We start from the raw sequence: 6,515 nt of genomic DNA, 5'->3' as shown, positions 1-6,515 counted from the left end.
CGCCAGGGCCACCCAGGCCGGGGGCTCGCGGGGCGGTGGCGGCGGCGTGGCGAAGGCGCCCTCCGGCGTGGAGGAGGCGGAGGCCGCGGAGCGCCGCTTCTCCGACCAGACGTGCTTCCCGGAGCTGGCGCGCTTCAACGACGGCGTGACGCTGGAGACCTTCCGGGATTGGGCCGCGCCGCTGCTCGCGTCGAAGGACCCGCTGGTCCGCGACTACCTGAAGTCGAAGCTCGCGGAGCTGATTGGCGACGACGCGGGGAAGGCGGGGCAGGTGGTGGACTGGGCCCGGGACGCGCAGGGCGCGGAGTTCAAGGTGCTGCTGTCGGGCCTGCGCGAGTCGGACGCGGTGCAGCGGCCGCAGGTCGCCGCGCGGCTGCTGGAGGCGGGGCTGGACAAGGCCATGGCCCTCGAGCGGCGCGCGGGCATGCTCTCCGCGCTCGACACGCAGAAGCACCTGACGCCGGACGCGATGGACCGGATGGCGGAGTTCGCGCGCGACCCGGCGTCCGCCGAAGCCGGCTGGGCCGCCACCCGCACCCTGGGCCGCGTGATGGCGCGCGAGTCGGAGAACCTGGGCGACGCGTCGCCCTACCTCGACCGGCTCATCACCATCGCCACCGACTCGCCGGACGAGCAGATCCGCCACCTGGCCCAGACGGCGCCGCTGCACAACTCGCCCGTGCTGGACGCGAAGACCACGGACCGCTTCGCGCGCATCCTGCAGAGCGAGGGCAACGAGGACGGCCGCGACGCGGCGGCGCAGGTGCTGGCCATGTCCTCCGACAAGGAGCGCGTGCTGAAGCTGTTCACGGACTCCTTCAACCGCGAGCAGTCCGTGTGCGTGCGCTGGGCGCTGTTCCGCTTCTCCGCGCGCGTCGCGGGCCGGGACGCGCTGCCCGTCATGGCTCAGATGGCGACCGTGGACCCTCGCTTCCAGCCGCTCTACGGCACCTTCGAGATGCTCTACGCCCAGGGCAACGTCGACTTCATCCGCGTCTGGAACGAGCTGCCGGACCAGAACCCCTTCGGTTGCATGGACCGCCACCAGTAGGAGCCCTCCGCATGCCCCGCTTCCTCCCAGGTCTTCGCGCGCTCGGTGGGCTGGCGCTGATGCTCGCGTCCGGCCCCGCGTGGTCCACGCCCCCCGCCCCCAGGCCGCCCCTGGAAGGGGAGCGCTGTTCGGTGCAGGGGCTGATGGATCAGCTCCGCCAGGGGCTGGGCTCCAGCTCCAAGGCCTACCGCGACTACCTGAACGCGGTGCTGCGCGAGGCCGCCGTCTCGCTGCCCTCCGGGGAGCTGCGCGCGGCGTTCGACCGGGAGACCGACCCCGCGATGGTGGAGCAGCTGGCCGCGGCGCTGGTGGCGCGCAGCGAGCGCGAGGCGGAGAAGGACGCCATCCAGGCCGTGGCCCGCCGCGCGCTGGAGGACCGCGACCCGTCCGTCCGCGCCGCCACCGTGCGCGCCATGCGCCGCACCGGCGCCCTGGAGAAGACGGGGGACATGTACGAGCGGCTCATGCGGGACGGCTCGCCGGAGGTCCGCATGGAGGCGGCGACGAACCTCATTGAAGACAACCAGTACGTCTACTCCGGCTACCACGGCCCGGCCACGGACACGGCCGTCAACGCGGCGACGGCGTCCACGGACCCGAAGGTGACGGCGAAGATCCTGGAGTCCCTGGACACGCGCAAGCTGGGGCCGGAGGCGGGGCAGAAGTTGCTCGGGATGCTGGGCCACGAGAGCGCGGACGTGCGGCGCTCCGCGGCGCTCGCGCTGGGCGGCGTGCCGGCGGCGCAGATGGAGCCCGCGCGTGAGGCATTGGTGGGCATGTACCGGGGAGAGCGGGACGCGGGAGTGCGCAAGGCGCTGGTGCAGGGCATCGCGGAGCTGGGCTTCGCGGACGCCGTGCCGGAGCTGCGCAAGCTGCGGAGCGTGGACCCCGCCATGGCACCGGAGATCGACGCGTGGATCCGCGTCCTCCAATCAGGCGTTCAGGAGTGGGGCCTGCTCCTGAGAGAGAAGCAGCGGCTGCAACAGGTCCGTTGAGCAGCACTCTCATGGGGCCGGCCCCGCCGGCCCGAAAGGAACACCCCCGATGCGTCTCATGAAGAAGACGGCCCTCGCGGCCATCCTGGCCCTCGCGATCCCCTCCGTCGCGGCTGCGTATTCGTACACCGTGAAGTCGCCCTTCCCGGGCACGGTGACGGCGACGACGTACTACTCCAGCGGCACGTTCCACGGCGCGGTGGACATCTCCAGCGGCCGTTGCAACTACTGGGGCGTGGAGACGGGCGTGATGGCGTCCCTGTCCTGGAACGTGACCATCCGCACCTCCGGCGTCTACTGCAACGGCACGGGCAGCGGCACGCAGAACGAGGCGAAGCACACGTTCGGCAACGGCAAGACGTTCCGCCTGTGGCACTTCATCAAGACGTCGGACTCGTATGACCGCACGTGCAACCGCTGCCAGGTCGGCAACGAGGGCGGTACGGGCAACGCCACGGGGCCCCACGTCCACATGCAGTATGACCAGTCCGGCAGCAACCTGACCGGCTGGTACAGCGGCTACACCGTCAAGGGTGAGGCCGTGGACCGCTCGGAGACCATCGGCGTGCTGCAGTAGTCACGCGGTGCCCGCTGGAGGCGGAGTCGTGGGGACTCCGCCTCCCGTGGGGTCGGGCGCTACGGCGCGGGGACCCCGACGGTCGCCTGGACCGGCCGGTGGTCGCTGCCCGTCTGGGCCAGGTGGTGCAGGTTGGCGCTGCTCATGTCGGGCGCGATGTAGAAGCCGTCGATGCGCAGCCCGGAGTCCGGACCGCGCGGCTTCAGGCCCGTGCGCGCGCCAATCTCGTTCGGGTCGTCATCCACCACCTTGTTCCAGTCCGCGCCCAGCACGAGCATCCGGTCGCTGCGCTTCGCGAACGCCACGACGTTGTCCGCCATGACCGCGTAGGGGCTGCCCGGGCCGTTCTGGCAGCGCGCCGGAGGCATGTGCAGCGACGCGGCGCGGATCCACTGGCCGTTGTTCAGCTGGACGTCCACCCGGGCAATCCAACGGGTCATGATGCCGTCACCCTGCGTGCCGCAATCGCTGGCATCCGTGCCCTTCACCAGCACCAGGTCGTCAATGCTCTTCACCGCCGACTTGCGGATGACCACGGCGCTGCCCTGCCGGTCGTCCGACGACGTGTCCTGACGCACCGCCCAGCCGTCCCCCAGGATGTCGCGCAGCCGGACGTTCTTCGCCTCCTGCACGAACACGATGTCCGCCTCCGGCCCGATGGTCTGCCAGTCCTGGCGGACCGCGTCCGGACCCCGGAACGCCAGGTTCGCCGTCACCACGCGCAGGCTCTCCGAAGCCACCGCGGCCGCCGGCGCGGCGGACTGGACGCTGGCGAGCGCCACGCCAGAGGCGGCCATCACCACGATGGTTGCAATTCGTTGCATCAACGGCGCGGGACGGGGGCTCATGCGGGTGACTCCTCCAAACGGGGAGTCTCCAGCGTCTCCAGGGCTTGCCGTCAGGTCAAGGAAAGCACGATTACGTCAGGAATGTTTCCAGGGGTCAGGGGCTGGGGGGCGGGGCTCTCAGGGCCACGGCGCCGCGTCCCCGGCGCTGGGCGCGGACCCACCGCTTGGAGGCGTGGAGCTGGCGCAGCACGTCCTGCAGCGCGGGCTGCTGGCTGGCCATGAGCAGCAGGTAGCTCCACACGGAGCTGCCCCGGCGGTTCAGCAGGGCGTAGGCGAAGGCCGTCGCGTCCTGGTTCACGTAGCTGGGGACGTTCTCGAACCACTCGGAGCTGCTGCGCGCCGCCAGCTGGATGGCCAGCAGGGCGGCGCGGCGCTCCTCGTCATAGGCGTCGAGCGCGGCGGGCAGGTCCTCCGGATGGGCCCGCAGCTGCCGCGCCAGCTCGATGGCGTCCTGGATGGCAAGCTTCGTCCCGGAGCCGATGGAGAAGTGGGTGGTGTGCGCGGCGTCGCCCATGAGCACCACGTTGTCGTGGCACCAGCGCTCGTTGGTGATGCGCTTGAAGTTGAGCCAGGGCGCCTTGCCCATGCCCTTGAGCTGGTTGAACAGCGACTTGCCCTGGAGCCGGCTCTGGAAGATGCCCTCCAGCTTCCGGAGCGTCTCGTCCGGCCCCAGCGTGTCGAAGCCCAGCGCCTTCCAGGTCGTCTCCTGGCACTCGACGATGCAGGTGCTGGTCTCGCTGTTGAAGCGGTAGCCGTGGAACCAGAGCCAGCCGGCGGGCGTCTCCTCGAAGGCGAAGGTGAACGCGTCGAACACCTTGTTGGTGCCCAGCCAGATGTACTTGTTGCGTCCCTCCTCCACGTGCGTCTGGAAGCGATTCACATGGCGCTGGCGCAGCCGGCTGTTGACGCCGTCGCAGGCGACGATGAGGTCCGCGTCCGCCAGCTCGGACGGGTCCGTGACGTCGTGCTGGAAGCGCACGTCGACGCCCAGCCCCTTCGCCCGCCGGATGAGGATGTCCAGCAGCCGGTCGCGGCCCAGCGCGAACCCGTAGCCGCCGATGTGCGTCGCGTACTCGCCCCGCAGGTGCACCTCCTGCGTGTCCCAGCGCGCCGCGGAGTCCGCGATCCGCCGCGCGCTCACCGGGTCGTTCCGGTAGAGGTCGTCCAGCAGGTCGTCCCAGAACACGACGCCCCAGCCATACGTCACGCCCGCGGGGTTGCGTTCAACGACGGTGACGTCGTGCTTGGGATTGGACAGCTTCGCCAGGATTGAGAAATAGAGCCCCGCGGGGCCTCCGCCAACACAGACCATCTTCATCGCACCCCTCCTGAGCGAACGGCCCGGATGCTACCGGCCCGCTCCAAACGGGGACGCTGGCCAGAAGCGCTGTCTGTCGTTGCTGGCAGGACAGAAGAGGACGGAGGTGATTCAGGAGCGGACGGTGCGTGGCATGTCAGGGTGCCCCCGCCGGGGCTCGGTGCCCGCGCACGGAGAAGACGGGGTGGGCGAGTTCCCGGGGGAGGGGGTCGATGGTCCCGAACTCGTCGGCGGCTTCGTCCTTTGCCGGAGCCGATGCGCTCCCCGAGCCAGCCATTCAGCTCGGCCGCCAACGCGCGCCGGGCCGGGAGACAGGAGCCAATGGTATCTCAGCACGCCCGCTGAGCCCCTGAGAGAAGCGCCTCATGACGACCGACGCCGATTCCCGGACGTATCCCGAGACCTACTACGCCGGTGCCTACTGGGGCCCGCGGCGGGAGCCCCCCGAGGCGTGTGCCCGGCGAGCGGCGGCCTTCCTCGACATGCTGGCCGCGTGCGACCCCCTGCTGGCGAACTGGAACAAGATTCCCAAGCCGCGCGGCAAGGGGCGAAAGACGCCCCTCATGCCCCCCGACCTGCCCACCCTGACGGAGGCGTTCCGGCGTGGCGTCAACCGCGAGCCGGGCGGGCCTCCCATCGAGCACCTGGGCTTGAGGGTGAGCGCATACAACGATGGCGCTCGCCAGGACTTCGTGTCCGTGAGGATGCTCTGCGGCAGCTACGCGCAACACAACTCCGCCAACGTCTGTGTCCTCTCCCTCCCATCGAAGGGTGAGGGCGCGGAGCGAATCCTCACCGCCCCCGTGCTGACGGAAGTGGTGCGCGGCATGGCGCTGGCCTGGGAACCGGACTGGGCCGTGGCCATGTCCCACGCGCATCGGGATTTGGAGGATGAGAGAGGCATTGCCGAGCCGTGGCTCGGCTGGGTGACGTACCTCCCCCGCCAGCGGGGCACGGTGCCGCCACTGCCCGCCCCCGTCCGCATCGAGCCCGTGGAGGACCGGGGCACGTTGATCATCCTGACGCCCGAGCGCTTCACGGTGGCCAACCCCGAGCACGTCGCGCTGGCGCGGCGGGTGCGCGAACTGTTGGCCGCGCGGGGCTCATGCAGTCCGCCTCCCCCTGAGCGTCCACCAGTCCCTCGCTACAGGAAAGGCGCTGTCGCGCCTGCTCCCCCAGGAATGCGGGCCCGGTCTTCCGCTATCGCGGGGTGATGTCGTTCAAGGTCGCCGAGGACGGACGGCGTCTCCCGGGCCCCTGACGCCTGCCCATGGCGCCGGGCATCCGGCCATCTCCGGGATGCGCCCAGGGGGCCTGTCACCGCCAGACCGCCGTCCTGTGTCCGTATGGAAGAATGGCGGGTCCCAGACAGGGGCGGGACGCGGCCGGCGTCCGGATGCTCCTGGAGGAAGCGGCATGGCTGACGGTTCTGGATTCAAGGGGCGCGTCACCCCGGGACACTTGAGCGCCCTTGGGAGGGGGGCTGTCGTGCCGCGTATGGGCCTCTTGCCGCGTCGCAATGCCTTGCTGCTGTTCGCCCTGGCCACGGTGCTCGCGCTGGGCACCGCCTGTCCCAGCAACCATCCCTCGCCACCGGATGGCGGCACGCAGGACGCCGGGAGCGTGCCCGACTCCGGCGTGGAGCCGCCGGACGCGGGGACCGACGCCGGGGCGCCGGACGCGAGCGTCGCCTGCGCTCCGCCCGAGGACGCGGGGGCGCCGTGGG

General features: G+C 70.9%; 6 protein-coding genes and 1 pseudogene. 5 read left to right on the top strand and 2 right to left on the bottom strand.

Annotation, left to right across the window (positions count from 1 at the left end; all coding sequences use genetic code 11):
• From ACLEQD_RS34165 to ACLEQD_RS34155, 3 genes are all read left to right on the top strand, one after another.
• Nucleotides 1-1,051, top strand: a 1,051-nt coding sequence (locus tag ACLEQD_RS34165) for a hypothetical protein (protein WP_410389832.1), incomplete at its 5' end; no start/stop codon positions are given.
• Nucleotides 1,052-1,062: 11 nt separating this feature from the next.
• Complete coding sequence (locus tag ACLEQD_RS34160; RefSeq protein WP_410389830.1) at nt 1,063-2,046, top strand: HEAT repeat domain-containing protein; 984 nt, start codon at nt 1,063-1,065, stop codon at nt 2,044-2,046.
• Between the two features lie 49 nt (nt 2,047-2,095).
• Entirely contained in the window at nt 2,096-2,623 is a 528-nt protein-coding gene (locus ACLEQD_RS34155; RefSeq protein WP_410389828.1) for a hypothetical protein, read from the top strand.
• A 59-nt stretch (nt 2,624-2,682) separates the two neighbouring features.
• Here ACLEQD_RS34155 and ACLEQD_RS34150 read toward each other — a convergent pair whose 3' ends face one another.
• The gene (locus ACLEQD_RS34150) at nt 2,683-3,471 is read right to left on the bottom strand and encodes an endonuclease/exonuclease/phosphatase family protein (protein WP_410389826.1); all 789 of its coding nucleotides are present in this window, start codon (nt 3,469-3,471) and stop codon (nt 2,683-2,685) included.
• 94 nt (nt 3,472-3,565) lie between these two features.
• Entirely contained in the window at nt 3,566-4,789 is a 1,224-nt protein-coding gene (locus ACLEQD_RS34145) for an FAD-dependent monooxygenase (RefSeq protein ID WP_410389824.1), read from the bottom strand.
• A gap of 365 nt (nt 4,790-5,154) precedes the next feature.
• Here ACLEQD_RS34145 and ACLEQD_RS34140 point away from each other — a divergent pair, with 365 nt between their 5' ends.
• Complete coding sequence (locus ACLEQD_RS34140) at nt 5,155-6,003, top strand: immunity 52 family protein (protein ID WP_410389822.1); 849 nt, start codon at nt 5,155-5,157, stop codon at nt 6,001-6,003.
• A 274-nt stretch (nt 6,004-6,277) separates the two neighbouring features.
• Nucleotides 6,278-6,515: pseudogene (locus tag ACLEQD_RS34135) on the top strand (hypothetical protein); the annotation flags it as partial.

It is taken from the genome of Corallococcus sp. 4LFB, assembly GCF_046520365.1.
GTDB lineage: Bacteria > Myxococcota > Myxococcia > Myxococcales > Myxococcaceae > Corallococcus > Corallococcus caeni.
This window is presented reverse-complemented; position numbering and strand designations above follow the sequence as displayed.

What these genes read in the sequence shown, in the direction of transcription:
- ACLEQD_RS34160 (WP_410389830.1), top strand. Translation starts at nt 1,063, where the DNA reads ATGCCCCGCTTCCTCCCAGGTCTTCGCGCGCTCGGTGGGCTGGCGCTG.
- ACLEQD_RS34155 (WP_410389828.1), top strand. Translation starts at nt 2,096, where the DNA reads ATGCGTCTCATGAAGAAGACGGCCCTCGCGGCCATCCTGGCCCTCGCG.
- ACLEQD_RS34150 (WP_410389826.1), bottom strand. Translation starts at nt 3,471, where the DNA reads ATGAGCCCCCGTCCCGCGCCGTTGATGCAACGAATTGCAACCATCGTG.
- ACLEQD_RS34145 (WP_410389824.1), bottom strand. Translation starts at nt 4,789, where the DNA reads ATGAAGATGGTCTGTGTTGGCGGAGGCCCCGCGGGGCTCTATTTCTCA.
- ACLEQD_RS34140 (WP_410389822.1), top strand. Translation starts at nt 5,155, where the DNA reads ATGACGACCGACGCCGATTCCCGGACGTATCCCGAGACCTACTACGCC.